The sequence below is a fragment of the Streptomyces sp. 796.1 genome (assembly GCF_047525675.1).
Lineage (GTDB): Bacteria > Actinomycetota > Actinomycetes > Streptomycetales > Streptomycetaceae > Streptomyces.
The window spans coordinates 1-26,112 of record NZ_JBLIWA010000010.1; the positions used below are offsets into that span (position 1 = coordinate 1).

The 26,112-nt window shown below is 72.5% G+C and carries 17 protein-coding genes; 5 read left to right on the forward strand and 12 right to left on the reverse strand.

Annotation, left to right across the window (positions count from 1 at the left end; all coding sequences use genetic code 11):
* The 5 genes from ACMA1D_RS08965 to ACMA1D_RS08985 form a co-directional block, all read right to left on the reverse strand.
* A partial coding sequence (locus ACMA1D_RS08965) for a condensation domain-containing protein (protein ID WP_414723332.1) occupies positions 1-1,396 on the reverse strand: 1,396 nt, incomplete at its 3' end.
* 69 nt (positions 1,397-1,465) lie between these two features.
* Entirely contained in the window at positions 1,466-1,738 is a 273-nt protein-coding gene (locus tag ACMA1D_RS08970) for an acyl carrier protein (protein ID WP_349991581.1), read from the reverse strand.
* A 40-nt stretch (positions 1,739-1,778) separates the two neighbouring features.
* Positions 1,779-2,729 carry a hypothetical protein gene (locus tag ACMA1D_RS08975; RefSeq protein WP_414723333.1) on the reverse strand — a complete coding sequence of 317 codons (951 nt, stop codon included), beginning with the start codon at positions 2,727-2,729 and terminating at the stop codon, positions 1,779-1,781.
* Positions 2,726-4,585 carry an acyl-CoA dehydrogenase family protein gene (locus tag ACMA1D_RS08980; protein ID WP_414723334.1) on the reverse strand — a complete coding sequence of 620 codons (1,860 nt, stop codon included), beginning with the start codon at positions 4,583-4,585 and terminating at the stop codon, positions 2,726-2,728. Before ACMA1D_RS08980 ends, ACMA1D_RS08975 begins: the two co-directional genes overlap by 4 nt.
* A complete protein-coding gene (locus ACMA1D_RS08985) occupies positions 4,585-6,366 on the reverse strand; it encodes a fatty acyl-AMP ligase (RefSeq protein ID WP_414723335.1) in 1,782 nt (593 codons plus the stop codon). The genes ACMA1D_RS08980 and ACMA1D_RS08985 overlap by 1 nt, the downstream gene beginning before the upstream one ends.
* A 474-nt stretch (positions 6,367-6,840) precedes the next feature.
* Here ACMA1D_RS08985 and ACMA1D_RS08990 point away from each other — a divergent pair, with 474 nt between their 5' ends.
* Complete coding sequence (locus ACMA1D_RS08990) at positions 6,841-7,671, forward strand: ABC transporter permease (RefSeq protein ID WP_414723336.1); 831 nt, start codon at positions 6,841-6,843, stop codon at positions 7,669-7,671.
* A 219-nt stretch (positions 7,672-7,890) separates the two neighbouring features.
* Positions 7,891-8,835 (forward strand): TauD/TfdA family dioxygenase, encoded by a 945-nt coding sequence (locus ACMA1D_RS08995; RefSeq protein WP_414723337.1) that lies wholly within the window; start codon positions 7,891-7,893, stop codon positions 8,833-8,835.
* Positions 8,836-9,057: 222 nt separating this feature from the next.
* On the opposite strand, the gene ACMA1D_RS09000 is transcribed toward ACMA1D_RS08995, so the two are convergent.
* The 4 genes from ACMA1D_RS09000 to ACMA1D_RS09015 form a co-directional block, all read right to left on the reverse strand.
* The gene (locus tag ACMA1D_RS09000) at positions 9,058-11,613 is read right to left on the reverse strand and encodes a non-ribosomal peptide synthetase (protein WP_414723338.1); all 2,556 of its coding nucleotides are present in this window, start codon (positions 11,611-11,613) and stop codon (positions 9,058-9,060) included.
* Positions 11,614-11,912: 299 nt separating this feature from the next.
* A complete protein-coding gene (locus tag ACMA1D_RS09005) occupies positions 11,913-12,881 on the reverse strand; it encodes an ATP-binding cassette domain-containing protein (protein WP_414723339.1) in 969 nt (322 codons plus the stop codon).
* Positions 12,882-13,505: 624 nt separating this feature from the next.
* Positions 13,506-14,324 carry a hypothetical protein gene (locus ACMA1D_RS09010; protein ID WP_414723340.1) on the reverse strand — a complete coding sequence of 273 codons (819 nt, stop codon included), beginning with the start codon at positions 14,322-14,324 and terminating at the stop codon, positions 13,506-13,508.
* A gap of 495 nt (positions 14,325-14,819) precedes the next feature.
* Positions 14,820-15,437 carry an HAD family acid phosphatase gene (locus tag ACMA1D_RS09015; protein WP_414723341.1) on the reverse strand — a complete coding sequence of 206 codons (618 nt, stop codon included), beginning with the start codon at positions 15,435-15,437 and terminating at the stop codon, positions 14,820-14,822.
* A 1,510-nt stretch (positions 15,438-16,947) separates the two neighbouring features.
* On the opposite strand from ACMA1D_RS09015, the gene ACMA1D_RS09020 reads away from it, so the two are divergent.
* Complete coding sequence (locus tag ACMA1D_RS09020) at positions 16,948-17,610, forward strand: helix-turn-helix transcriptional regulator (protein ID WP_414723342.1); 663 nt, start codon at positions 16,948-16,950, stop codon at positions 17,608-17,610.
* 507 nt (positions 17,611-18,117) lie between these two features.
* Here ACMA1D_RS09020 and ACMA1D_RS09025 read toward each other — a convergent pair.
* Positions 18,118-20,211 (reverse strand): AAA family ATPase, encoded by a 2,094-nt coding sequence (locus ACMA1D_RS09025; RefSeq protein ID WP_414723343.1) that lies wholly within the window; start codon positions 20,209-20,211, stop codon positions 18,118-18,120.
* A 1,321-nt stretch (positions 20,212-21,532) separates the two neighbouring features.
* Between ACMA1D_RS09025 and ACMA1D_RS09030 the strand changes: the two genes are divergently transcribed.
* Positions 21,533-22,324 (forward strand): thioesterase family protein, encoded by a 792-nt coding sequence (locus tag ACMA1D_RS09030; protein ID WP_414723448.1) that lies wholly within the window; start codon positions 21,533-21,535, stop codon positions 22,322-22,324.
* 98 nt (positions 22,325-22,422) lie between these two features.
* Here the strand turns inward: ACMA1D_RS09030 and ACMA1D_RS09035 are convergent, their stop codons facing one another.
* Both ACMA1D_RS09035 and ACMA1D_RS09040 read right to left on the reverse strand, forming a co-directional pair.
* The gene (locus ACMA1D_RS09035; RefSeq protein WP_414723344.1) at positions 22,423-23,400 is read right to left on the reverse strand and encodes an SDR family NAD(P)-dependent oxidoreductase; all 978 of its coding nucleotides are present in this window, start codon (positions 23,398-23,400) and stop codon (positions 22,423-22,425) included.
* Positions 23,401-23,631: 231 nt separating this feature from the next.
* The gene (locus tag ACMA1D_RS09040; RefSeq protein WP_414723345.1) at positions 23,632-24,624 is read right to left on the reverse strand and encodes a LysR family transcriptional regulator; all 993 of its coding nucleotides are present in this window, start codon (positions 24,622-24,624) and stop codon (positions 23,632-23,634) included.
* A 164-nt stretch (positions 24,625-24,788) separates the two neighbouring features.
* Between ACMA1D_RS09040 and ACMA1D_RS09045 the strand changes: the two genes are divergently transcribed.
* Entirely contained in the window at positions 24,789-25,682 is an 894-nt protein-coding gene (locus tag ACMA1D_RS09045; protein WP_414723346.1) for an MBL fold metallo-hydrolase, read from the forward strand.
* The last annotated feature ends 430 nt before the right edge of the window (positions 25,683-26,112 follow it).

Consider the following 26,112-nt stretch of genomic DNA (forward strand, 5'->3'; position numbering starts at 1 on the left):
CACCACCCCACCCCACCAACAACCCCTCCAACTCACCCACACCCAACACCTCAACCCCACTCACCACACCGTTGGGATGACCCACCACCCACTCCAAGACCCGAACCAGACGCTGTTGGTGGGCGTCGATCTCGCGGGCGTCGTACAGGGTGGGATCGGCGTCGAACTCCACGCGGATTCCGGTGCCGGTGGCGGTCGAGCCGTAGAAATTGATCTTCAGGTCGTTGACCGGGCCGGTGGAGAGCGGGTGGGCCACGGCGGGGAGTGCGCCGAAGGTGAGGTCGTTGGCGAAGCCGACCACGTTGAGCGTGGGGCCGAGGCGGGCCTGTCGGCCGCCGGAGAGTCCGAGTTCGCGGTAGAGCTGTTCTCCGCGGAAACGCTGGTGGCGTACGGCGTCCGACAGCGAGCGGGAGACCTGGGCGGCGAGGTCGGCGAAGGTGGCCTGGGGATCGACCGTCACGCGCAGCGGCAGGACGTTGACCATGGCGCTCGGCGTGGTCAGCGAGACCCGGCCGGTGCGGCCGGCCAGCGGCAGCGAGAAGGTGAGGTCGGTACGGCCGGTCATGCGGTGGTAGAACGCGGCGGTGGCCGCGATGGCCAGCGCCGGCCACTGGACGCCCAGGCGGTCGGCCAGCGCGGTCAACCCGGTGGCCAGCTCGGCCGGGAGGGTGACGATGCGGCGCAGGCTGCTGTGCGTGCTGCTGCCGGGTTGGCCCGCGAGCGCGACCGGGTCCGGCAGGTCGGCGAACTGGTCGAGCCAGTACGCGCGGGCCTGGCCGGTGCGGCGGGAGTGCGGGTCGGAGGTCTCGGCCGCCACCACCTGGTCCAGGGTGGTGAAGGTGGTGGCGGGTGGCTCGGCACCGGTGGCGAGTGCGGTGTAGAGGGCGGCGACCCGGGAACCGTAGACGGCCTGGCCGAAGGCGTCGAGCACCGCGTGGTGGTAGCGGTGGAAGTAGAAGGAGCGGTCGTCGGCCAGGACGAGGAGCGTCTGGTGGCTGAGTGGTGTCCGGGACAGGTCGTAGACCTGGGCGAGTTGCTCGTCCATCCAGCGGTGTGCGGCGCCCTCCGGGTCCGGTTCGGCGCGCAGGTCGCGTATCTGGAGGGGGTTGGGGTCGGCGGCTTGGACCACCTGGTGCAGGCGTGGCCCGGCACCGGCCGCCGCGCCGGGCTCGCCGTCGGCGTCGTCGCCGGCCTCGGTGAAGGAGGACCGCAGCGCCTCGGTCTCCGCGACGGCCCGCCGTACCGCCTCCGCGAGGAGTTCCGCGTCGATCGGGCCGGCGATCTCCAGGTAGGAGCCGCAGTTGTACAGCGGGCTGTCCGGCTGGAGCTGCTGGGCGACCCAGATGCCCAGTTGGGCGGCGGACACCGGACGGAGCGTGGGAGCTGCGTCGGACATGGCGGGGCGGTCCTCTCGGTCGTGCGGGGTGGCGGGCTACGGGCGCGGCCGTCCGGAGGTGGTGCCGGGTCAGGCGAGGGTGGCGAGTTCCTTGGCCAGCGCCTCGCTGAGGCCGTCTATCGTCGGGTTGTCCCACATCAGGGTCGGGTCGAGGGAGACGTCGAGGTGGTCCTCCAACTCTCCGGCGACGGCCAGCACGTAGAGCGAGTCCAGTCCGTAGTCGGACAGCCTGGCCGTGGTGTCGATGGTCTCGGCGGGGCGCTGGAGGTGGGTGGCGACGCTTTCGATCAGCCAGGTGCGGAGGCTGTCGGCGCTGTGGGTGTCGATGGTGGGTTCCAACACGGTGGGACTCTCCTTCGATGGGTGTCCTTCGGCGGGTGGGTCAGGGGGCGCGGTGCGGGCGGTCGGGTACGGGGCGGTCGGCCAGGTCGAAGGAGTGGCCGGTCTCGTAGCGGCGTACGAGGTCCGCGTACAACTGGGCTTGGACCGCGCCCGTCGGTTGGGTGGGGCGGCGTACGTCGGTGGTCAGGGCGCGGGCGGGCGCGGCAGCCAGCCAGGCGGGGTCGCACAAGTCGGTGGTCTGCGCGGCGGTGAGGAGTTCGGTCGCGTTGGGGGTGGGCGGCGGGCCGGGGTGCCGGTCTTCGCTGGTCGGCTGGTGGCTGCGGGCGGAGAAGAGTTCGTGTTGCAGTTCGCGCAGCAGCAGGGGGAACCCGGCGTGGGCGCCTTCCCTGAGGTAGAAGCGGGAGCCGAGGAGCATCGAGAGGCGGTCCATGGCGCCTTGGAGCGCGCGCGGCACCAGGGCCTGGACGGCGCGTGACCGTGCGGTGTCCGGGCCGTCGCCGTCCGCGGTCGGGGTGGTGAGGGCGTCGCACAGCAAGAGGTCGGCGAAGGCGCCGGCGAGCACCGCGCGGAGTTGCGGGATGTCCACGGCGGGCGCCCCGTACAGTTCGCGGGCCCGCAGGTGGCGCAGGGTGAGCCGGAGGCCGGAGTCCAGGGTGCCGACGGCCGCGCCGGTGCGCAGGGCCGCGGTGGCCCGCGTCTGGTCGGCCGCGGGCCCGGCCAGCGCGGGTGACCTGCGGTAGAGGGCGCGCAGGGCGGGCAGCGCCGCCCGGTCCTGCGGCTGCGGCACGTGGTGGGCGAAGGGCTCGCCGGTCAGCGGTCGGCCCGCCTCGTGCGCGGCGACCAGGGCCCGGAAGCCGTACGGGTTGGTGTCGTCGTACGGGTCACCCAGGTGGTGTTCCAGGGCCGCGGCGGGGCCGACGTGGTCGGGGTGTGTCGCGCCGTCGGTCGGGGTGGGTGTGGAGGTGGCGTCGGTGGTTCGGGCCGGGTTCATGCGGTGGTCGCCTCCCTGGGGTGGGCGGGCGCCAGGTGGTCGACGAGGGTGGGCCAGCCTTCGGGGGCGCGCCGCACGGTGGTGTCGGCGAGGGTGTCGAAGATGGTGTGCTCGGCCTGTTCGACCGGTTCGCCGAGGTCGATGAGGGCGGCGAGCAGGCAGCCGTGCAGCCAGGTCTCGGGGCCGGGTTGCGGGCCTGTCCCGGTGACCTGCGCAGTCGTCCCGTCGGCGGGCCCGGCTCCGGTGGGCAGGTGCCGGGTGTCGAGGGTGGGTGTGTCGCGGCCGGGTGTGTGCGGGGCCCTGGCGTTCAGCCACAGGTGTAGGGCGGCGGTGGCGGCGAAGGTGAGCTCGAAGCGTTCGGCGAGTGCGAAGGCCGTGTCGGGGACGGCCCTGGGTGGGAACCTGACCGCGGCGAGTTCCGCGTGCAGCCGGTCAGTGGCCGCGAGCAGCCGTCCCGCCAGGTCGGCCAGGCGGGCCGATGCGCGGCCGTCGGCGGCCCGTTCGCGCAGGTCGGCCACGGCCACCGGCAGGCTGGCGACCAGCGACGAGCCGGTGGGTGAGACGAGGTTGAGCTCGTCGCCGCGGAAGGGGCGCAGCGGGAGGTCGATGCAGGTGGCTTCGGCCAGGCCGGCCGCGTCCCAGCGGCCCTTGCGGTAGGCGCGGGCGATGCGCGGGAACTGCTCGATCAGGGCGTTGCGGTTGACGAGGCTGCTGCCGTCGAAGATGCCGATGATGCGGTGGTCGCGCTCCAGTTTGGCGAAGCGGCCGTGCGGGTCGTCGGGGCCGAGCAGCCCGTACGGGCCGAGCAGGTGCAGCAGGCGCGCGATGATGCCGTCGACCTGGGTGGGCACGTAACCCTTGGCGACGGCCGAGACGACGCTCATCTCGTGGGTCAGGGCGTGCACGGAGCGCATGGCGACCAGGGTGGTCGCGTCAGCGAGCAGGAGTTCGGCCGCGGCGCGGTCGAACTCCCTGCGTATCTGCGGTAGTTGAAAGAGCTGCTGGTCGCCGTCGTACGGGCGGGTGGCGAAGGTCGCGGCCAGGCGCAGGGCCTGGTCGCCGGCGCCCAGTGACATGGCGGCGCAGCCGGTGCGGGTCAGGTGCAGGGCCTTGACGATGGTCTCGATGCCTTGACCCACCTCGCCGATCAGCGCCTCGTCCGGCAGGGGCGTGTCGTCGAAGCTGATGCCGCTGATGTCGGCGCCGCGGATGCCGTAGGTGGCCACCTTGGGCAGGCAGGCGTAGGCGTCCGGGGCCAGCCGTGCCTTGTCGACGAGGAAGAGGCTGAAGCCGCGCGGGCCGCCGGCGGGGTCCGTACGGGCCAGGACGGTGACCAGGTCGGCTCGGGTGGCGCTGTTGATCAGCCACTTCTCGCCGGTCAGCCGCCAGCCACCGGACGGGGTGCGGGTGGCCACCACCTCGCCGCCGAGCAGGTCGCTGCCGTGGTCGCGTTCGGTCAGTGCGCAGGAGACGAGTTGGCCGGCGAGCACCCGGCGCCCCAGGCTGCGGGCGGCTTCCGGGGTTCCGCCGATCCAGGTGGGCACGGCGCCGAGGTAGGTCTTGCCGTGCGAGGCGGCGACCGTCAGGTCGTGTCGGGAGACGGCGCGCAGCAGGCGCATGACGACAGTGAAGTCGTCCAGTGCGCCGCCATGTTCGGCGGGCACGTAGTACTGGCGCAGTCCGAACACGTCGAGCACGTGGCAGGGTGCTTCGGGGAAGGCGCCGGCCAGGTCGAGCGCGGCGAGCCGGTGTGGTGCGTAGGGTTGCTCGTCCGCGGTGAGGCCGTCGAGTAGTTCGGTGAGCCGGTCGACGGCGGGTGCGGCGCCTTGGCCCGGCCCGGCCGGTGCGGTGGCCATCAGGCGGCCCCCCGGCTTGCGGTGGCCGGGAGCACGGGGCGCAGCCGGTCCTCGGGGTAGTCGGCGAAACTGGGTTCCAGTGCTCCGGTGCGGAAGAGTTCGCGCATTGCGGAGCGCTGCACCTTGCCGCTGGTGGTGCGGCGTACGCTGCCCGGCCGTAGCAGCAGCAGGCCGCCGACGGGGGCGCCGAACTCGCGGGCGACCATCAGCCGCATCTCCGCGGCGAGTTCGGCAAGTTGCTCCGCTTCGCGGACACCGCGTACCTCGTGGGTGACGACGAGTGCGTCGACGCCGTCGGGTTCGTCGGCCGGCACCGTGAAGCAGGCGCCGACCAGGCCGGCGAGGGCGGGGAACTGGGTGCGCAGCTCGTCCTCGATGTCGCCGGGGTAGAGGTTGCGTCCGCGGAGGATGAGGACGTCCTTGAGGCGGCCGGTGATGTAGAGCTCGCCGTCGAAGAGGGCGCCGAGGTCACCGGTGCGCAGGTAGCCGCCGTCGCCGTCGGCGGTCGTGGCGTGGAACTCGGCCGGGTTGGTCGCCTCCCGGTTCCAGTAGCCGTGGCCGACGACGGGGCCGCGCACCCAGATCTCCCCCACGCCGCCGTCGGGGAGCACCTGGCGGTCGTTCGGGTCGACGATGCGCAGGTCGGCGCCGGTGGGCGGGCCGCAGCTCACCAGGGTGCGGTGGGGTTCACCGGGCCGTGCGGGGCGGAAGGCGTGGCGGGCGAGGTGGTCGGCGGCCACCTGTGCCACCCGGGGTGCGGTACCGACGGCGCCGGAGACGAACAGGGTCGTCTCGGCCATGCCGTAGCAGGGGGTGGGGGCGTCGGCGCGCAGGCCGTTGCCGGCGAAGCGGCGGTGGAAGCGGTCGAGGACGGCGGCGCGTACGGGCTCGGAGCCGTCGATGGCGTGCCGCCAGCGGGAGAGGTCCAGGCCCTGGCTCTGCGCCTCGGTGACGCGCCGGCTGCACAGGTCGTACGCGAAGTCGGGAGCGGCCGATGCGCGCAGGTCGAACCGGTCGATCATGTGCAGCCACAGGTGCGGGCGCTTGAGGAAGGTGCTGGGGCTCATCAGGACGGTGGCCGAGCCGACCAGCAGCGGCGGGAGGATGGAGCCCATCAGGCCCATGTCGTGGAAGTGCGGTATCCAGCCGCCGACGGGGGCGTCCTCGTCCAGTTCGAGCCGGTCCACCAGGTGGGCGCTGTTGTGGAGGATGTTGCCGTGGCTGATCATGACGCCCTTGGGGTCGCCCGTTGACCCGGAGGTGTACTGGAGGACGGCGAGGGTTTCGTGGTCGGTCGGCGGCATGGTCCACGCGGCCGGGTCCGGGTCGGCGCCGTCGTCGGTGACCAGCAAGGGCAGGTCGGCCAGGTCCGCCTCGGCGGTCCACGCCCGGATGTCGGGCTCGGTCGCGGCATCGGTGAGGACGGTGGCGATGCCGGCGTCGGCGGCGATGCGGCCGACCCGGTGCCGCTCGTGGTGGTATCGGCCGGGCAGCGAGGAGGGCACGGCGACCACGCCCGCGTACAGACAGCCGAAGAAGGCGGTCAGGAAGGTGAGCCCGGCCGGGTAGAGGAGCAGCGCCCGGTCGCCGGGCTCGGTGTGGGCCGCCAGCCGCAGCGCGATGGCCCTGGCCCGGCGGTCGAGTTCACCGCGGGTCAGCCACTGCGTGCCGTCCTCGCGTCCCGGGTCGGTGACGAATGCCGCAGCGTTCTTCGCTGGCTTGCTTTCTGTGTGGCTGCGGATCAGTGCGCTGACGCTGGGGGCGGTGACTATTCCCGTCATAACCGGGGCCTGCCCTTCGTGATCACGAATTGATGGCGCCTGCCGAGAAGGCGCTCTGGTTTTTTGTACCGGGGGCCGAGCGGGCAGGGAAGCGACTGACAGCAAATTGCACTGGCCCCCAAACCCCACCACGACATTGAGGTCAAATCACCCATAAAGCACGGTAGTTCCGGGGCGGACCGTCCAGTAGCGGTCATCGGATCCGACGCCGTGGCTGCGCTCCGGCAGTAGCATCGAAGCCCGGCCACCTTTATCGCTCAGCTTTTCCCCACATTTCCCCGAGGCCGCGCGTCGACCCCATCGACTGCGGTCGCCTCGCGCACGAGTTCCATGCGCTAAAACCTTTTCTCGAATTCATTCCGACCGGTGACCCAAGGAAATGGGCCAGGCGTCGTGGATTCGTCTGGCCGGCATCTGACGGCCGGGGCACCGATGCGCGAAGACCCGCGCCGGGCCCATGAATCGGAGGAATTCATGACCAGCGCAGCACCGCCAGTCGACGTCGACCGCCCCGTGCAGCCCTGGCAGGGCAGCAGCCCCGCGACCCAGTTGCTGATCCTCACCGGCCGTTCCGTCCGGGCCCACTTCGCGCACCGCAGGGCGCTGTTCCTCAGCCTGTTGCAACCCGTCTTCATCCTGCTGCTGTTCAGCGAGGTGTTCGGGAGCATCGTCAACCGCAGGCAGTTGCCCGAGGGGGTGGCCTATCTCGACTACCTGTTGCCGGCGCTGCTGGTGACCACCGGCATCGGGCCGGCGATCGCCTCGGGCATCGGGCTGGTGCGCGACATGGACAACGGGGTGGTGTCCCGGCTGCGCACGCTGCCGATCCAGGCCCCGCTGCTGCTGTTCGCCCGCAGCCTGGCCGACCTGCTGCGCACCGCCGTACAACTGGTGATCCTGCTGGTGGTCGCGAACCTGTTCCTGGACACCGATCCGGACGGCGGTCTGCCCGGCATGTTCGCGGCGCTGCTGCTGACCTGTGTGGTGGTCTGGGCCATGATGTGGATCTTCCTGGCGCTCGCGGCCTGGCTGCGCAGCGCCGAGGCGATGCAGAGCGCCAGCTATCTGATCACCTTCCCGCTGATGTTCGCCTCCAGCGCCTTCGTCCCGGTGGAGCGGCTGCCGGGTTGGCTCCAGGTGCTGGCCACGGTCAACCCGCTCACGTACGCGATGGACGCGGCCCGTGCGCTCACCCTGGACCAGCCGCTGGGGGCCCAGGTGTGGTCGGCGCTCGGCACCAGTGCGCTGGTCGCGCTGTGCGGCTCGACGCTGGCGGTCTGGGCGTTCCAACGCCCCGCACGCTAGTCGCCCCGGGCGGGCCGCCGCCGCTGGGTGGGCCCCGTCGGGCGTGGGCGTGGGTCTGGGTGTTGGTGGGTTAGGTGCTGGTGGTCGGGCGCCGGTGCTGGTGGGCCGACGCCGGGCCCGGCCCGCCCCGCCTCGCCCACCCGGGCTCGGCCCGGCCGCTGCCTGGCTGACTGACTGCCTGCCTGCCTGCCACCCCAACGACACGAAACGGAGACACCCATGGTCGACTTGCAACCCCACACCCTGGCCCGCCTGGACGCCGCAGCCGATGCGCCCGACGACGCCGCGGCCTGGGTCGCGGCGCACCGCTCGGACATCGACGCCCTGGTGGCGCAGCACGGCGCGGTGCTCGTCCGCGGGCTGCCGCTGGCGGACCGCGGGTCGGCGGTCGCCGCCGTACGCGAGGTCATCGGCACCGGGTTGGTCGAGCGCGAGGGCTTCGCGCCGCGGGAACAGTACGCGCCGGGCGTCTACTCCTCCTCCCAGTGGCCCGCCGACCAACCCATGTGCATGCACCACGAGCTGAGCTACGCGGCCGAAGCACCCCGGGTGCTGGCCTTCGCCTGTTGCACGCCGCCCCGCCGCGGCGGGGTGACCGGCCTGGCCGATGCCCGGGCCGTCCTGGCGGACCTGCCGGCCGAGCTCGTCGCCCGTTTCGAGCGGGAGGGCTGGCTGTTGCAGCGGCACTACAACCCGTTCGTCGGGCTCAGTTGGCAGGACGCCTTCGGGGTGGCCGAGCGGGCGCAGGTGGAGGAGTACTGCGCGGCGCGCGGCATCACCACGCGGTGGAGCGAGGACGGCGGTCTGCACACGACCCAGCGGTGCCCGGCGGTGGTGCACCACCCCGAATCCGGCGAGCGCTGCTGGTTCAACCAGATCGCGTTCCTCAACGGCTGGACCCTCGCCCCCGACGTGCGCGAGTTCCTCATCAGCGAGTTCGGGCCCGACGCGCTGCCGTTCGACACCCGGTACGGCGACGGCACCGCGCTGGAGCCGGCGACCGTGGACCTCATCAACGAGGTGTACGAGCGCCACACCGTTCGGGAACCCTGGCAGCGCGGCGATCTGCTGGTGGTGGACAACGTACGGGTGGCGCACAGCCGGGAGCCCTACCGGGGGGAGCGCGAGATCATCGTGGGCCTCGGCGGCTCGTTCGCCCAGTGAACACTTAGCCACGTTCCGTACGACGGGCCCGGACCCGCTCCACACCGGCGCCCACACCCGCATCCGTACCGCCGCAGACCGGCCACGCCCACGGGGGCGCACCCGCTCGTTCGGGTGCGCCCCTCCTCGTGTCGGGTGGGTGGCCTCCGGGGCCGCTCCGCGTGCGCCGCCAGGGCGCTGCCTCGCCCCGCTCCCCCGGCGGTGCGTCGGAGCGAACGGGGGTCACGCGCTCTCGGGCTCCGCCGCCTTTGCCGCTTCGGCCAGCGGGCCGGCGTCGTGGTCCGCCGGGGACTCGGTGGCGGCCGGGTGACCGGTCGCTTCGAGTGCTGCCGCGAGGTCGGCCAGGGTCGGCCGGTCGACCAGGTCCTTCAGGCCCAGCGCCCGGTCCAGGGCGATGAGCAGCCGCACGCCGGCCAACGACGTGCCACCCAGCGCGAAGAAGTCGTCGTGCCGGCCGATGCGTTCCTGCGGCAGGTCGAGGACGTCGGCCCACAGGGCCGCGAGCCGCCGCTCGGCCGGGGTGCGCGGCGCGTCCGCGGGGCCGGCCTCGGCGATGACCGCCGCGGCCAGCTTGGTCAGCGCCTTCTTGTCGACCTTCCCGTTCTCGGTCAGCGGCAGCCGCTCCAGCCTGTGGAAGGCGGCCGGCACCATGTAGTCGGGGAGCGCGGCGGCGAGTGCGGTGCGCAGCCGGTCGGCGGTCAGCCCCTCCTCGCCCGCGTAACAGGCGACCAGGTTGCGCTGCTGGCGGGCGCCGCCGTCGATGACGACGGCCGCCTCCCGCACGCCCGCGACCCCGAGCAGCCTGTTCTCGATCTCACCGATCTCCACCCGGTAGCCGCGGATCTTCACCTGCTCGTCGCGGCGGCCGAGGAACTCGATCCGCCCCTCAGGCAGCCAGCGGCCGAAGTCGCCGGTCCGGTACATCCGGGTGTCCGGCCGGAACGGGTCGGCCACGAACGCCTGCCGGGTGCGCTCCTCGTCATTGACGTACCCGCGCCCCACGCACACGCCGGCGAACGCGAGTTCACCCGGCGAACCGAGCGGCGCCGGCAGCAGGTTCTCGTCCAGCACGTACGTGTACACGTTCCGCAGCGACCTGCCGACGCTGACGAAGTCCCGCTCAGGCACCCGGTCCAGCACCTCGTGCAGGGTGTCGTCGCTGACCTCGGTCAGGCCGTAGGCGTTGACCAGTCGGATGTCCGGGTAGGCCGCGAACCAGCGCTGGACGAGCTCCCGCTTCAGCGCCTCGCCGGTGACCGACACCACCCGCAGCGCGCCGAGCGGACGCGGGTGCGCCTCCAGGTGGGTCAGCAGCACGTCCAGGTAGGAGGGGACCACCTGGGCCACCGTGACGCCGCCGGCGACCAGTTCGTCGACGAAGGCGGTCACGTCGAGCTGGGTCACCGTGTCCACGATCTGCACGGCACCGCCGACCAGCAGCGGGGCGGCGAACTGCCACAGAGAGATGTCGAAGCACTGGGAGGCGATCTGGGTGACGACCTCCCCGGCCCCGGCCGCCAGACCGGTGTCGTCGATCTTGGCGTAGAGGTGGTTGAGCAGCCCCCCGTGCTCGCACAGCGCGCCCTTGGGGGTGCCGGTCGAGCCCGAGGTGAAGTAGATGTACGCGGCCTGGTCGAAGGCGACGGGCAGCGCCAGCGGTTCGGCGGGGCCCCCGGCGGCCTCGATCGCCGACACGGACAGCGTGCTCGGCGCGGTGGCCAACGCCGCGGAGGCCGCCCGTACCAGGTCCTCGCTGTCCGGCTCGGTCAGCACGAAGCGGCAGTCGCTGCGCTCCAGTTGGGTGGCGACGCGGGCGGCCGGGAAGTCGGGGCGCACCGGCAGGTAGACGCCGCCGGCCTTGAACACGCCGAGGGCGGCGGCGATCCAGTCCGGGGTGCGGTCCATGACGACGGCGACCACGTCTTCGGTGCGGACGCCGGCCGCGACCAGGGCACGGGAGATCCGGTGCGAACGTTCGTCGAGCTCCCGGTAGGTCCACCGGGTGGCGCGGTGCACGACGGCGGGGGCATCAGGTGTGCTGCGCGCCCGCTCCTCGAACAGCTCGATGAAGCTACGGTCAGGCAACTCAACTGTGGGGCCGGCGAGTTGGTCGAGCTGCTGCTTGAGCTCCGCGTCCGATAGCAGGCTCTGCCGGTGGTGCTCGGCGGCCGGATCGGCGGCCAGCAGGCGCAGCGCGGACAGGTGGTAGCCGACCACGCGGCCGGCGTACGAACCGTCGAAGGCGGCACGGTCGTAGAGCACGCGCAGCGCGAGCCCCGCCTCGTCGCGCGTCCAGGACACGCACAGCAGCGCCCCGTCGAGCCGGGGCGCGGGGGCCGGCCGGTCCTGCGGCGCGTCCTCGTCCCACTCCACGCCGGACAGGTCGAGCACCACCTCGGGGTGCGCCCCGGCCGGCTGGTCGAAGCCGCGGGCGGCAGCGGCGTGCGCCACCAGCTCCGTCCAGGGCGAGTCGGCGACGTACAGCTCAAGGAGTTCGGGGCGGTCCGGCGCGCCCGGCGGGAGCTGGCCGATGAGCAACTGCCGTTCGGCGGCGAGGCTGGCCAGCACCCGGGCGTGGGCGGCGCGCAGCAGGGCGGGCAGCCCCGTACGGAGGCCGCGGGCGGTGCGCTCCAGCGCCTCGGTCAGCTCCGTGTGCAGTCGTACGCCGTGGGCCCCCGGGTCGGGGGCGGCAGCGGTCGCGGCACGGGGCGTGGCGCCGCCGGGAGCGCTCCAGCGCGGGATCGTGGTGAACGCCAGGTTCGCTATGTCGTCTCTCATGCCCTTCGGCTCCTTCTGGGCTTCGCCGTGTCGATCGTGGTCAGCGGTGCGGTGCGCGGCGGCCGGTACGGCGGCTTCGACCCGGGCGCCGGGTGGCGTGGCCCGGGCGGTGGCGCGCTGGTGTCGTGGGGGTCGCTGGTGCATGAGCGTCGTCGGTGGGCGCGGGGACGCGGCCCGCGGGCGCGGTGGTGTGGTGCGCGGGTGGGAAGGGGGCGCGGGCGTGGCTGAGGTGGGTGTGGGTGTGGGTGTGGGTGTGGCTTGAGCGTGGGTGGCTCGGGCGGGTGGCGGGTGTGGCCGGCTCAGGCCACGGGGGCGCCGGTGGGGCCCGGGGAGCCGCGCAGTTCTTCGGCGAGTGCCATGTAGACGTCGTCCAGGGTGGGTTCGGACAGGGTGATGCCGGTGATCGCCACGCCCGCGTCGTCCAGCGCCCGTACGACCGCGGCCAGCGCCGTCGATTCGGGCACCGGCACGCCGACGGTCCCGGTGGGCTCGCCCGGCTGGGGTTCGAGTCCGGCCCTGCGCAGCGCCTCGGTCGCCCGCGGGGTGGCGGCCGGATCGGCCAGGGTGGCGCGTACGGTGCTGACGCCGAGTTGCGCCTTGAGCTCGGACACGGAGCCGTCGGCGATGGTCCTGCCGTGGCCCAACACGATGACGCGGTCGGCGAGTTGTTCCGCCTCTTCGAGGTACTGGGTGGTCAACAACACGGTGGTGCCGGTGGACACCGTGGCGCGGACCTGGTCCCACAGTCCGCTGCGGCTGACCGGGTCGAGGCCGGTGGTGGGCTCGTCGAGGAAGAGCACCCTGGGGTGGCCCACGAAGCTGCTGGCCAGGTCGAGCCGGCGGCGCATGCCGCCGGAGTAGGTGGCGGCGGCCCGGTCGGCCGCATCCGTCAGGGCGAAGGCGGTCAGCAACTCCTCGGCCCTGGCCCGGGCTTGCTGACGGCCGGCGCCGAGCAGCCGGGCCACCAGGATCAGGTTGTCCCGGCCGGTCAGGCTCTCGTCCACGGCCGCGAACTGGCCGGTCAGGCCGATGCGGCGACGCACCTCGCCCGCCTCGCGCACCACGTCGTAGCCGGCCACCCGGGCCGTGCCGCGGGTGGGCAGCAGGGCGGTGGCCAGGATGCTCACCAGGGTGCTCTTGCCCGCCCCGTTGTGGCCGAGCAGACAGAGCACTTCGCCCTGGCCGATGCGGAAGCTGACGCCGTCCAGGGCCTGGGTGCCGCCGAAGGACCGGCCGACGTCGACGGCTTCGATCATCACACTGTTCACCGGAAGTCATTCCTCACAGAGGGGCGGTGGGTGAGACAAGGAGTGGGGGGTGGCGGTCGGCCCCGGGGCGCTCGCACGCGAGGCCACCGGGCCCGGGCGACGGCAGGCGCCCACCTCGGTCAGTGGCTGGCCGCTGCTGCCGTCCGTACGGGGGTTGCGGTGGTCGTGTAGTGGTCGTACTGAGGTCGTTGCGGTGGGTTGCTGCTGCGGGTCAGCCTTCTCGTGGGTCACGGCCGCGGGCCCACATCGGTGGGCTCGTGGCCGGATGTGCTGGTGGCCGGGCGTGCTGGTGGCCGATCGCCGCGGCGGTGGGGCCGCGCTTGGCCCGGCCGGCGCCCGCACCGCGCACCGGATCTGCCGGCTCCGTGCCGCGGCCGTGGTCAGCGTCCGTGGCGGTCGTCCGCGGTCAGCGGCCGTGGCCGGCATACGTGTGCGTCGTACGCGGCGCCGTCGGCAGCCGTCGTACCCGGTCGTGGTACGCGGCGTCGTCGGCAGGCGTCGTACGCGGTCGTCGTTGCTTGCTGTCGGGTGTGGCTCAGGTGCTGCCGGTGCTGCCGGGCAGTGGCTTTCGTGGCGTACGGCCGTGGTCAGTGGCGTACGTCGGGACGGTGGGTCACCGGCCGGTCAGACCCCCTCGACGCTGGCCGGCAGCAGGCCGAGTTCCACGGCCCTGGCGCCGGCCTGGAAACGGGAGTTGGCGCCGAGTTCACGGGTGATTTCGGCGACGTACCTGCGGTAGGTGCGCACCGACATGCTCAGGTCGCGCGCCGCGACCTCGTCCGTACGGCCCGAACTGAGGGCCAACAGTATGCGGCGGGCCACGGCACCCCGCATGTGGTCGCTCAGCCGACGGTGGTCGGCCAGGGTGGGGCTGCTCTTCCAGGAGACCTGGAAGAGGGTCCGCAGGTTGCGCAGCACGGCCGGGGCGCGCACCACGACGGTCTCGCGTGAGGAGGGGCCGGGCCGCGACCAGGCCACGCTCAGCGTGCCGTCCGCGAGCACCGTTTCCTGGAGCGGCTCCCTGACCAGTCGTACGTCGACCCGCGGCGCGTACTTGTCCAGCCGGTCCACGAACGAGCGGTTCTCCAGGAGTCCCACCCAGGCCAGCAGTCGGACGTCGACACCCCGGCCGACGGCGCGGCCGAGACGCGGGATGAGCCAGGCGATCTCCTCGTCGCTGCACCCGGAGAGCACCACGGACAGCGAGCGTTCCGCCGAGTCGATGGTGCGCTCCACCGCGCCGGTGCCCTCGTTCGGCTCCAGGGCGGTCAACAGCCACTCTTCGGTGCGGTGTCGGTCGACGGCCGACTCGACCAGCCTGCGCGCTTCGAGGAGCATCCGCTCCAGTTCCCCGCTGGAGAGTCGGTTGGCCTTCGGTAACGCCGTGTCACCGTGGCCGAGCGCGCCAGGCAGGACGGCACTTGGGCCTCCGGTGGAATCCATGGCGATGGATAGACGATTGACAGAGGTACTTGGCACAGCTCCCCCTAAGAACTTGACCATTCATCCGGCCGTAACATTCTCGCTGCCGAGGTAATGTCATGGCCCCGCACAAACCCATGGCGCAAAGATTTCAGCAAGGAATTGATTCGGTCGAACGGTCGCACGACCGACACATTGCGCGAGGGCCCGCGTTAGCCTTCTCTGTCCTGCACTGACGACGATGGGGAGTGCCCATTCCTTCGATTGCCGCCACAATCGCCAGGTACTCCAGTCAGCATTACCGCGACAATACGCACGCGATACGTTAAAAGTCAAATACTTCTTGGGCAGAATGCGTTACGGGAAACCGCAGGGTCTGACCTGCGAATTACCGTAAGCAAGGGCTGCGGGAAACCGCAGGGTCCGCTCTTCGGCACTGCGCCACCTTTCAAGATCCTTGCTGACCAGGGCGGACACCGACGGCCGCGGTTGCGGGGCCGCCGGTGTCCGCCGCGCTCAGGAGAGCTGGCCGTCGTAGTCGGGCAGCTTGACATCACGCTCCGCATGTCCGCCCGCGAAGTCGGTCGCACTGTTCCCTATGTTGGCAATGATGGTGTAGCCGTCGGACTCGATCTGAATCCGCTTCGCCGTCTTGAATGCCGCCGGGCTGTCGAAGACGTCACCGATGGGCCGCTGGTACAGACCGGTGATGGGATAGCCGACATGCACAAGATTCCCACGCGTCACCTGGTCGAGCAGGTCAGGGCGTGCGGTGATGAAAAAGATACCGACACCGCGGTCATGGGCGTACTTGGCAAGATCGAGAACGGGCTTCACGGCCGGGGTCGGCGGGAAGAGCTGGAAGTGGGTCTCCAGCGAGGTGTTGTCAATGTCAAGCACGATGGCCTGCTTCTGACCACCGCCGTTCGCAATGCGCTGCTCGATTCCGGGCCGCGCCTGGTCTATCACCTTGCGCACGTCGTTCTGCCACGTTGCGTAGTCGATCGCGGCGGCCTTGCTCGCTCCGTCCGCGCGGGCCGAGACGGCCTGCGCCTCGACCGGACCGGCCAGCCCCAGGGCGGCGACCGCCAGGGTGACGGCCACCAGCCGCAGCTTCTTCGGGTCCGCTTTCATGACGCCTCCATTCGATCCGGGCCCGGCCCCACGGCCGCGCTCCGGCACCAGGGCCGTACAACCGTGAACAACACACACCCACAGCCGTACGGCAGAGAGAAGGTGGGGGAAGGGCCCGGGTGACGACCCTCGCGCACCGGCCCGCGCGGGTGTGCCACTGCGGCAACTGCCCCTGAGTGGAGGGTCGGTGGGTGGGCTTCGCTGAGGTGTACCTGGGTCGGGTGGGCGCGGTGGCGACGTGGGCCACCGCGCAGGGTGCGTTCCAAGGCCGTTCCCCCGTGGGCTGCTTAGAGATGCTAGAACGCCGCGGACCAACCCGGTCGTGACGCACATTCCCATCCGTCCCGGCGGCGCCGGGACGGGACCATGCAGAAGGTGTCTCACCCGAGGAAGCCGGGCGGAGTTCAATTGCACTGTGCCGATCCTGATCCCGCCAGAACAAGGGCCACCAGTGGGCCGAAAATTCGTGCACCGCCATGCCCGAACGGGCGCTGATATCCGCCCGCTACGAGGATTTGACCTCCCGCCACCTTCCGCATGGCGCCCGCACCGGGTCGGTCAAGGCGAGGAGACGGCCACGGCACCCTCATGCCCGCACTGTGATATACGTCACAGGACGCGAGGGGCCTAGCACCGAGCTGCGCGGATGCGGGCAGGCGGGCCCGGAAAAGCGTGTCAGCAACCTGCCAGAAGTGGGCATCGAAGCGCCTGCGAGCCCGGGCGCGGCGCCGTGCCGCTCGGAAGGGAGCCGGCGCCCCGATGGGTCAACTTGCGCCACGAACAAGCCCACTTGGATGTGGGAGCGGACAGGGCGACCACCGCCGCGGGCGGGGCCCCGGCAGGCGCGTACCCCGAACGGCGGCCACCGCCACGGCGACACCCGCCGCCCCAGCGGGAGATGCGCCACCCCACACCCCACACCCCACAACTCGCCGCGCGCCCCGGCCGTCCCGACTGCCCGGCTGCCCGGCTGCCCGGCCACCCTGGCCATCGCGTCACCCCAACCACCCCCACACCGCGCCGCCCCGACCGACCGACCACCGCGCCACCCTGCCCACCGCACCACACCCGCCACCCGGCCCGGCCGTCTCAACCGGGCCTGCCCCACGCCGCACCGCGCCGTCGGTCCGGGCGCGAACTGCCTGGTCGCCGGGGGCGCGAGCGGTGGCTGCTCGGTCGCAACCGGCCCTTCGATGAGTAGTTGTTGAGCAGTTCCTGAGCTGGTGGTCGGGACCGGTCCAGCCGAGAATGGGGAATCAGGGCCGGTGCATCCTGTGGGTCATGCCGGCCCGCGCCGCAGGCGGTGTGCGCCGTACGGGAGGCAGTCCACCGGGGCCGCCACCCCGGGCCGACACCGCGTCCCACTCGGAGACATCGCCACGACCGGCGGCGCCCCGGGCGGCACCGACACGCCGCACGCAGACCCCGTCCGCACCGCCTCGCGCCCGGAGGGTGACGGACAACCTTTCCGGCCGCACCACTCCGGGCATGACGTGGGGGGACCACCACTGTGCTCAGTTCGATACTCGTCGCCACTCCCTCGCCGACCGAGGAACGCATCCAGGTCGCGGTCTACGCCGCCGACCCCATCTCCAGCGCCGGCGTGGTGCACCACCTCGCCCCGCACCCGGCGCTCGAACTCGTCGACCCGGACGCCGCCAGACCAGGCACGGTCGCCGTCTTCGTCGCCGACAGCCTCGACGACACCACCCTGGCCCGGCTGCGCAAGCTGGTGCGCACCGACGGGACGCGCTCGGTCCTGGTCGTGCACCAGCTCCGCGAACCCGATCTGATGGAGCTCATCACCTGTGGCGTCGGCGCCGTCGTGTGGCGGCGGGACGCGACAGCGGCCCGGCTGTTCAAGGCGGTCCTCGCAGCTTCGCGCGGCGACGGTGACCTGCCGGCCGACCTGCTGGGCCGGCTGCTCAACCAGGTGGGCAGCCTCTCCCGGGTGGCCCCCGGTGCGACCGTCGTCCCCACCAGCGGGCTCTCGCCGCGCGAGGTGGACGTGCTCCGCCTGGTGGCCGACGGCTACGACACCAAGGAGATCGCCGACAAGCTCTCGTACTCAGAACGCACCATCAAGAACGTCATGCAGGCACTGACCAGCCGACTGCACCTGCGCAACCGCGCCCACGCGGTCGCGCACGCGCTGCGCGAGGGTTACATCTGAGTCCCGCGCCCACTCGCAAACCCACTCTCCGCACCACCCGCCGGGCCTGACCAACCCGACTACCCCGACTGAGCCCGACTGAGCCCGACTGACCCTGGCCGACCCGACCAACCCAACCCACCGACAGGCCCACGCAGGGGCCCGGCGGCAGGCCCTTCCGACCGGCCGCCGGGAACCGCAGCCGTAAGGGCCCACCACCCCGGCCCCGCCCAGCCACCCACCTGCCGCGTCGGCCGCCGGCTCCGGCGTACGGACCGCCCGCACCCGGCTGACACATGCCCGGCACCCGGGCGGCACCCGGCTGACACGTGGCCGGCACGTGACTCGCACCCGGCTGGCACGGCCCCGTACCCACCCGGCGCGCGGACAGGGGCGGGCGTCCCACCAACCGGCCAGCCCGGCGCGGGCCATGACCGGGAGTTCGGCCGTGGCACGGGCAGGCGGGCACCTCGCGCCCGCGCCACGAGCCAGGCCGAGCCGGACCAGGCCGAGCCGGACCGGCCCGGCTCAGTCCGGTACGTGCCCCTGCATCTCCCACTGCCACAGCCGCTCGCGCACCTCGTCGATGCCGCGGGCCAGATGCCTGCGGTAGGTGCTGAACGCCATGTTCAGGCCCCGGGCCACCGCCTCCTGCGTGGCGGAGGACTGGTACGTCATGATCAGCACCGCGTGCAGGTGCCTGGTCCGCGGGTTGCGCTCCAACCGTTCGACGGCCTTGCTCAGCAGCTCCCCGAGGCCGGCCACCCGGTCCACCTCCGGCTGGCCCTGGAGCAGCCGCAGCCGCAGCAGCGGACTGGCGGCCAACCCGTCCGGGTCGAGCCAGCAGCGCAGCGCATCGCGCACCGCGGCGTCCGACTCCTCACGGGTCAACGCACCCTCCCTGGCGCGCGGTTCGTCGGCCGCCACCGGTGGCCCGCTGAGCAGCCGGGCGGCGATGCCCTCGGTCCACTCGTCCACCCGGTCCACCCGCCAGTCATGGCAGAACAGCGCGTGCCCGGTGCGGCTCAACGGCCCGGCGTCGGCCCGGAACATGTCCATGTAGGCCATGACCGGCTCCCAGAACTCCGGCTCCCCGTGCACCAGGCACGACCAGGCGCAGTGGTCGGTGCGCATCAGCTCGTACGTGAAGCGCATGTGCACCAGGTCCCAGGCGCGCGACGGCCGGTGGTAGGCGTCCGGGTGGATCATGAAGCGGGCCAGGCCGAGGTGTTCGCCGTGGCGTACGGGGGCGATCCTGGAGACGGTCTCCCACGCCTGGGCCGCCACCGGGTCCGCCTCGCGCATGCCGTCATCGATGTCGTCGATGCGCAGCCAGCACATGAAGCCGAGCAGTTCACCGGTGCTGAAGCTGCGGTGCACGCGGAACCCCTCGGGCTGGCGGTCGAGCCAGTACGTCACGGCCCGGGCGCTCTCCTCGCCCTCCATGGCGCGCGCCATCTCCGTCACCACCGCCCACTCGTCGCGGCGCAGCGGCTCCTCGTACGCGCCGCCCTCTGTGCGGCTGCCGCGGAACGGCCTGATCCACGGGGCCCTGGCGATGATGTAGTTGTAGGCGCTGGTGGCTTGCAGCGCCTCCTTCTCCGGGGCGTTGCGGATGCGTTCGACCAGGTGCAGCCGGATCGCGCGGTGCATGCTCTTGTACTGTTCCGGGTCGCGCCAGCGGAAGTCGCTGTCCAGCGAGTCGCGGACCACGGCGTGCGGGTAGACGCCGTACCGCCCGGAGCGCATGAACGGCAGTTGGCGCAGCCAGCAGAACAGCTCGGCCACGTCCTCGTCCGGCATGACCACCCTGAGCAGGTCCTCGGTGGTGTCCTGGACGTGGCTGCACACTTCGAGCGCGCGCCGGTGGGCGGGCGAGGGCAGCTCGCCCACCAGGCGCAGCAGCAGTTGTTCCACCACGGTCCGGCACGGGGTCCAGACCATGTTGTCGGCACCGTCGTGCACGGCCACCTCGGCGGCCAGCCGCAGGGCCAACGGGTTGCCCGAAGCGAAGGCGAGCAGCCCGGCGTGCCGGTCGGGGGCGGCTCCGCGGGAGGCGAGCAACAGCGCGGACTCGGCCGCGTCGAGCTCCCCGAGTTGCATCACCCGGAGTACGTCGTTCCACCCGAGGTCGGCCGTCCACAGCGGGTCGGGCGCGAGGCGGCCGGCTATCACCACCAGCACGCCGGCGGGCAGGCTGGGCAGGAAGCGCTCGCGCAACCACGGCTCCAGGTGGCGGCACCGCTCGAAGCTGTCGACCAGCAGCACCGGCCGGTCGGCGGCCAGGACGCCGACGGCCGCGCGCTGGAAGTCGGCAGGGCTTGGTTCGATGGTGCGCGTGTCGATGCTGACGACGGGGCGCCCCGCCGCGCAGGCGTCGGCAGCGAACCGCTGGAGCAGCGCGCTCTTCCCGATGCCGCCCGGCCCGTGCACCACGAGAACCGTGGGCGCGCCGGGCGCGTCTTTCAAGGCACTGCGGAACAGGGCGAGTTCGCGTTCCCGGCCGACGAAGTAGTGTTTTCGGGCCGAGGCCAGCCGATCCGCCAGCAGGCCGCCTCCACCCGTGCTTCGGTTCGAAGCACAACTTCCCCCGATCCGGAGCGCGACGTCCTCCTTCGACATTGCCGCTCCCTTCCTTTCCCTCACGCAGGAGTGGTCTCCTCGGGTCCGACGCGAACCGTTGTCGCAGCGGTGGACGTCGGACCGGCCCCGGATCACCGCGGCCAACAGTGGGCGTGGGGCGCCAGGAGGACCCGACGAACAGCGCTCCGCGCCGTCCACCGGCTCCCCACGTGGCCGCGCCGACGACGGTCAACCGTCGGCAACCCCCCGTAGTCAACATCATTCACGGTGCTACGAAGCACCGGCGCGGCACGGTGGGTGGTCACCCCACGCCACTTCGGGTGGCTGCCGCGCGTCGGGGCCGGGCCGGCCCCCCTTTCCCCAAAGGCACTCCCTGATGTGCCCGTTGTCCTCCGTAATGCTGCCCGTCCCTACCTTTCCGTGCACACTGTTCACTTTATCCGGGGCATCCACCGAAACCAGAGGCAACGCCCGTGGGCGAGAAGTCTCCACAAATCCTTTCGATCCTGCGGACTCGCCACATCCGCTGGTCACACCGCTCCCCCGGTCTTCCCCCCGGCTTTTCAGACAGAACCACAGGGCGCACGCCCGAATGGGCAGCGGTACGGCGCATTCGGGCACCAGGGGCGGCCCACTTGCCCGCCACCGCACTTTCCCCGCTCGGGGGCTGCCTATTTCCCGCCAGGTTCGCCCGCTGTTCCCTGTTGTTTTCCTTCACAGGGAAGTGGCCTGGGAAATATGGGGCGATATCAGATGACATGGCGGTCGATCACCGCCCACCGTCCCCGCCGGCGGCACCGCGACCCGGCCCGGCCTCGACGGCCGTGCCACCGCCGCCCCTCCCCGGCACCGCCGGATCTCCCAGGCAACGCCCGGCCCACGACCCGTACGCCCGCCGCGCACGGCCCGCCGGTGCGGCGGGCACTGGGGCGCGGCCACCATGGACGCCGGCCGGGCCCCGACGCGGTGGGCGCCGGCTGGCCGCCCGCGATCGCCGCGTACCCGCCGGTCACGCCCGTACGTCGACCGGTACGCGGCTCGCCGGGCGGGACGCGCCCCGGCACGGGGGCAGGGGCGCGGGCGGCCTGGCCGGTGCCCGGGGCACCACGGCCGCCGCCACCGCCACCGTCGGACGCGCCCGGACCCGGCCGCGTCCGGGCCGCGCCACGGCCGGCGGGGCGGTGCAGTGCACGGGGCGGTGCGGCACGCGGGGCGGTCGGTTACCACGCCGTGAGAACTGCTCGGAAAGTGATCAACTCCTGCTCATTTCAAGGATTTCACCGTGGCGGACGCATAACATCACCGCGTGCAGGCAACCGAGGGGTGCGAAAACACGGACTTTGCGACCGCCACCGCCGTAGTGCGGCGCGGCGCGTCCCCCCATGTTTTCGATGGCCGGCTGTGCCCGGAGTGGAAATCGGACGGCCGGCTCACGGGCAGCATTCTGCTGACGATGGCGGCCCGTGCGGCGGCCCGTACGATGCACGTCGAAACCGAGAAATTCTTTCCCAGCGTCCTCAGCGCCTGCTTTCTGTCGCCCGCGCAGCCGGGCCCGGTCACGGTGCGCGCGGACGTGTTGCGCAGCGGCAGCCGGATCACCACCGGGCAGGCGTCCCTTTCGCAGTGCACCAGGGACGGGCAGTACACGGAGCGGATGCGCGCCCTGATCACGCACGGCAAGTTCGACGACCGCCCGGTCGACGCCGGCACCACCCCACCGCACATCCCCGCCCCCGACGACTGCGTCGGCCGTCAGAACACCCCGGCGCGGCTGGTGGAGCGCCTGGACATGGTGGCCGGGCTCGACGTCCGGCTCTCGCCAGGTTGTGTCGGCTGGCTCTTCGACAGCCCGGCGCGCTCCGGCAGGTTCGACGGTTGGGTACGGCTGGCCGACGGTCAGCCGCCCGATCCGATGCTGCTGCTGGTCGCCATCGCTTCGCTGCCACCCATCTCGTTCGACTTCGGGCAGGCAGGCTGGCTGCCGATGGTGCAGTTGACCGCACACATCCGGGCGAAGCCGGCCCCGGGGTGGCTCCAGGTCAGCACCAGCACCCAGATCAGCAGCGACCAGAGCGTCGTCGAGGACGCCGAGGTCTGGGACGCGGAAGGCACCCTGGTCGTCCAGTCCCGCCAGTTCGCGGCCCCGACCTAGGTGTTCGCCGCACGCTCAACTGGCTTGTGAGACAGGGTCGTTGGTGACCCAAGAAGCCGCCGCGCCGCCGGCCGCCCGGCGGCTGCGTACGGCGTCGCTCAGCCGGCCGCGGCCAACGCGTTGACGCCCGTCAGCTCGGCCGACAGGTCCCACAGCCGCGCCGCCTGTTCGACGTCCGTGGCGTGCGCGGCGACGCCGCTGGTCAGCGGGGTGTCACCGGCCCAGGGTTGGGCGATGTCACAGTCCTCGCAGTAGACCCCGCCGGCATCGGCCAACCGGGCCGACGTGGCCGCCCACACCTGTGTCGCGGCGCCCTGTTCGGGCGTCTTCTTGTTCGGGTCGGTCGGCCGGCCCTCGGCGTCGATCCAGCCGGCGGCCCGCTGCTCCGCCACCGGTATGTGCCGGGCCAACTCGGTGAGGATGACACCGGGGTGGGCCGCGTACGCCCGCACGCCCGACCCCCGCCCGCGCCGGTCCAACTCCACCGCGAACAGCACGTTGGCCGTCTTCGCCTGCCCGTACGCGAGCCACTTGTCGTACTCCGCGTCGTCGCCGAAGTGCACGTCCTGCCAGCGCATGCCGGAGAGTTGGTGACCCCTGGAGGAGACCGACACCACCCGGGCCCCACCGTCGGCGATCGCCGGCCACAACCGGTTCACCAGTGCGTAGTGCCCCAGGTGGTTGGTGGCGAACTGGGCCTCCCAGCCAGGGCCGACCCGGGTCAGCGGGCAGGCCATGATGCCGGCGTTGTTGAAGACCAGGTCGATGGTGCGGCCGGTGGCCAGGAAGCGGTCGGCGAAGTCGCGTACGCCGTCCAGGTCGGCCAGGTCGAGCGCGTCGATCTCGACCCCTTCGATGCCCTCGGTCGCCGCGCGCGCCACCTCGGGTCGCCGGGCCGGCACCACCACCCGCGCGCCCGCCCCGACCAGCGCCCGCGTCGTCGCCAGCCCCAGCCCCGCGTACCCGCCGGTGACGACCGCGAGCTTGCCCGTCAGGTCGACGTCCGCCACCACCTGCTGTGCCGTGCTGTGCGCCCCGAAGCCCGATCCGATCGCCTGCTGCTGTGTTGTCGTCATGCCAGCGAGGCTACGTATCAGAGTGCGCTCTAGGGCAAGCCCGCACGGCGGCCCCTTCCGTCCCGAACTCCATTCTCCGACAGGCGAGTTGTCGACCGTGCGGCATCGCTTACGTGCAGCATCGCTTGCGTGTGGTGTCGTGCGGGAGGTTGCCGGGCGGGGCGCCATGGGGGCGAGGCCGTTCGGCGGTGGCGTCGTACGTATCGGGTGTGGCCTCGTACGAGCCAGGCGTCAGCGGTGGCCGGCGCCGCGGGTGGGTGTCGGCGCGGGCACCGTGCCGGGGGTGGCCGGTCGGGCGGGCGGCGGCGTGGTGGGCCCGGGTGGGAGCGGCAGCCCGGCCAGGGCGCCCCGGCCTGTGCCCGCCGCGCGGTGCAGGGCCGTGGCGATGGCGGCGAACGAGCGGACCAGCGGGCCCGGATCGGTGCCCGGCCAGGCGACGACGAGGTGGCTCGGGGCCGTGTCGGCCAGCGGGACGACGGTCAGGCCCGCCGGGAGCGGCTGCCCGAGCGGGGCGATCCCGACCGTGCCGCTCCACAGGACGGATTGCAGACACTCGTGCACCGTACGGATGACGGGTTCCCGCTGGTCGTCGGCCGGGTCGCGGCCACCGGTCCAGAACGCCTGCCAGAGCGGGTCGGTGCCGGTCGGGAAGCGGAACCAGCGCCGGTCGGCGAGGTCGGCGAGGCGGAGCAGGGTGCGGCCGGCGAGCGGATCGTCCAGGCGCAGCACCGCTCCCACCCGGTCCGAGCGCAGCACCCGGGTGCTGATCCCGGTCTCGTCGAACGGGCCTCTGGTCAGCGCCACGTCCACCCGGCCGGCCCGCAGCCCCAGGGTGGGATCGGTCAGCGTGCCCTCCTCGATGATCACGTGGACGCCGGGGTGCCGGGCCCGGAAGGCGGCAGCCGCGGGGGCCCCGATCTGCGCGGCGCTGTCGGCGAGCGTGCCCACGGTCAGGGTGGCGGGCCCCGAGACGGCGGCGACCCGGGCCCGCGCCCGGTCGGCCCGGGCCAGCAGGGCGCGCGCCTCTTCCCGCAACAACGCGCCGGCGGGTGTGAGCGAGACGCCAGCGGGCGAGCGCTCCAGGAGCGCACAACCGAGGTCGGCCTCCAACTGCTTGATGGCCCGGCTCAGCGGCGGCTGGGTCATGCGCAGGCGCACGGCAGCACGGCCGAAGTGCAGTTCTTCAGCGACGGCCAGAAAATAACGCAGCGTACGGAGCTCCATCAGCAGCGACGATACCCGTACGGCATCGGGGCTGCGCGAACGGTGTTGGACGGCTCGGCGACGCAGGCAGTGAACTGGCTCCGTTCGATCCGCCGCCGCGGGAGCCCACCGGGCGGGCGGGGCGGATCGCGATCCCCCACCACCCCTCCGGACCGGGAGTCCCCATGACCGACCACGTGCTCTCCGAACCCCTCGTCCACGTCGCGGGGGCCACGGAAGTCGCCCGCGACGTGCTCGTCATCCCCGACCGGCGGGTGCAGCTCGTACCCAACATCGGGCTGATCGGCGGCGAGCACTCGGTGCTGGTGGTCGACACCGGTCTCGGCCCGCGCAATGCGCAGCAGGTGTTGGACTTCGCGCGCGACTACGCGGCCGGGCGCACGCTGTTCCTGACGACGACGCACTTCCACCCGGAGCACGCGTACGGGGCGCAGGTCTTCGCCGGCGAGGCGACGTACGTGGTCAACCAGGCGCAGGCCACGGACCTGGCGACCAAGGGCCCCGGCTACCTGGAGATGTTCCGCGGCCTTGGCGAACCGATCGCGCGCCAGTTGGCCGACGTCGAACTGCCGCGGCCCGACGTCGTCTACGGCAAGGCCCACCGGCTCGACCTCGGCGGCCGGACGGTGCTGTTGCAGGCCGCCGGCCGCGCGCACAGCAAGGGGGACCAGTTGGTTTCGGTGCCGGACGCCGACGTGCTGTTCACCGGGGACCTGGTGGAGGCCGCGCAGTTCGCGATCTTCCCGTGGTTCCCGCCGCACGACATCGACGTCTCGGGCACCCGTTGGCTCGCGGTCATGCGGCGGCTCGCGGCCGAGGCGCCGCAGGTCGTGGTGCCGGGCCACGGTGAGGTGGGCGGGCCCGAACTGCTGACGGACACCCGCGACTACCTGCAACTGCTGTGGGACGAGACCTGGGTGCGCCGGGCCGGGACCGCCACCGAAGAGACCATCGTCGAGCAGGTCACGGCCCTGATGGTGCAACGCCACCCGCGCTGGGCCGGCCGCGAGTGGATCGAGAAGGGCGTCAAGTGCATGTGCGCGGAACACGGCTGGTGAGGGAGCGCGGGGCGGGATCGGGGCAGGGGCACGGCGCGGCGCGGCGCGGTCGGCGGGGCGGTACGGGGCGCGGCTGGTGAGCCGGCACGGTTCCGAGGCGCTGCGGGCCACGGCTGGCGAGGCAGCCCGACGGGACACGGGCACGGCGGCGGCCCCCATCCGCCCCCTCGGGCACACCGCCCGCGCCCGGCCCGGCGGCCCCTCCCGCCCCACCGCGGTCAGCGGAGCACGGCCGGCGATCGGCCGCCAGATGCCCTTTGTTTCCCCGGTGTTGCGCCTCCGTGGCCATCTCGGCCACCGGCTTCCGCTCGTCGCGTCAGCGCGTCTAGCGTCCGTGGTCAACCACCCCCGCACACCGGCCGTGAGCGCCTCCGCCCGGCGCCGTACGGCTCCGGTGTGACCCACCCGTGCCCGCACGGTACGGGTCACG

Excerpts from the sequence above, each read along its gene's own strand:
- ACMA1D_RS08995 (WP_414723337.1), top strand. The coding sequence starts at position 7,891 with ATGGTCGACTTGCAACCCCACACCCTGGCCCGCCTGGACGCCGCAGCC.
- ACMA1D_RS09015 (WP_414723341.1), bottom strand. The coding sequence starts at position 15,437 with ATGAAAGCGGACCCGAAGAAGCTGCGGCTGGTGGCCGTCACCCTGGCG.
- ACMA1D_RS08985 (WP_414723335.1), bottom strand. The coding sequence starts at position 6,366 with ATGACGGGAATAGTCACCGCCCCCAGCGTCAGCGCACTGATCCGCAGC.
- ACMA1D_RS09000 (WP_414723338.1), bottom strand. The coding sequence starts at position 11,613 with ATGAGAGACGACATAGCGAACCTGGCGTTCACCACGATCCCGCGCTGG.
- ACMA1D_RS08975 (WP_414723333.1), bottom strand. The coding sequence starts at position 2,729 with ATGAACCCGGCCCGAACCACCGACGCCACCTCCACACCCACCCCGACC.
- ACMA1D_RS08990 (WP_414723336.1), top strand. The coding sequence starts at position 6,841 with ATGACCAGCGCAGCACCGCCAGTCGACGTCGACCGCCCCGTGCAGCCC.
- ACMA1D_RS09045 (WP_414723346.1), top strand. The coding sequence starts at position 24,789 with ATGACCGACCACGTGCTCTCCGAACCCCTCGTCCACGTCGCGGGGGCC.
- ACMA1D_RS09010 (WP_414723340.1), bottom strand. The coding sequence starts at position 14,324 with ATGGATTCCACCGGAGGCCCAAGTGCCGTCCTGCCTGGCGCGCTCGGC.
- ACMA1D_RS09025 (WP_414723343.1), bottom strand. The coding sequence starts at position 20,211 with ATGTCGAAGGAGGACGTCGCGCTCCGGATCGGGGGAAGTTGTGCTTCG.
- ACMA1D_RS09035 (WP_414723344.1), bottom strand. The coding sequence starts at position 23,400 with ATGACGACAACACAGCAGCAGGCGATCGGATCGGGCTTCGGGGCGCAC.
- ACMA1D_RS08980 (WP_414723334.1), bottom strand. The coding sequence starts at position 4,585 with ATGGCCACCGCACCGGCCGGGCCGGGCCAAGGCGCCGCACCCGCCGTC.
- ACMA1D_RS09040 (WP_414723345.1), bottom strand. The coding sequence starts at position 24,624 with ATGGAGCTCCGTACGCTGCGTTATTTTCTGGCCGTCGCTGAAGAACTG.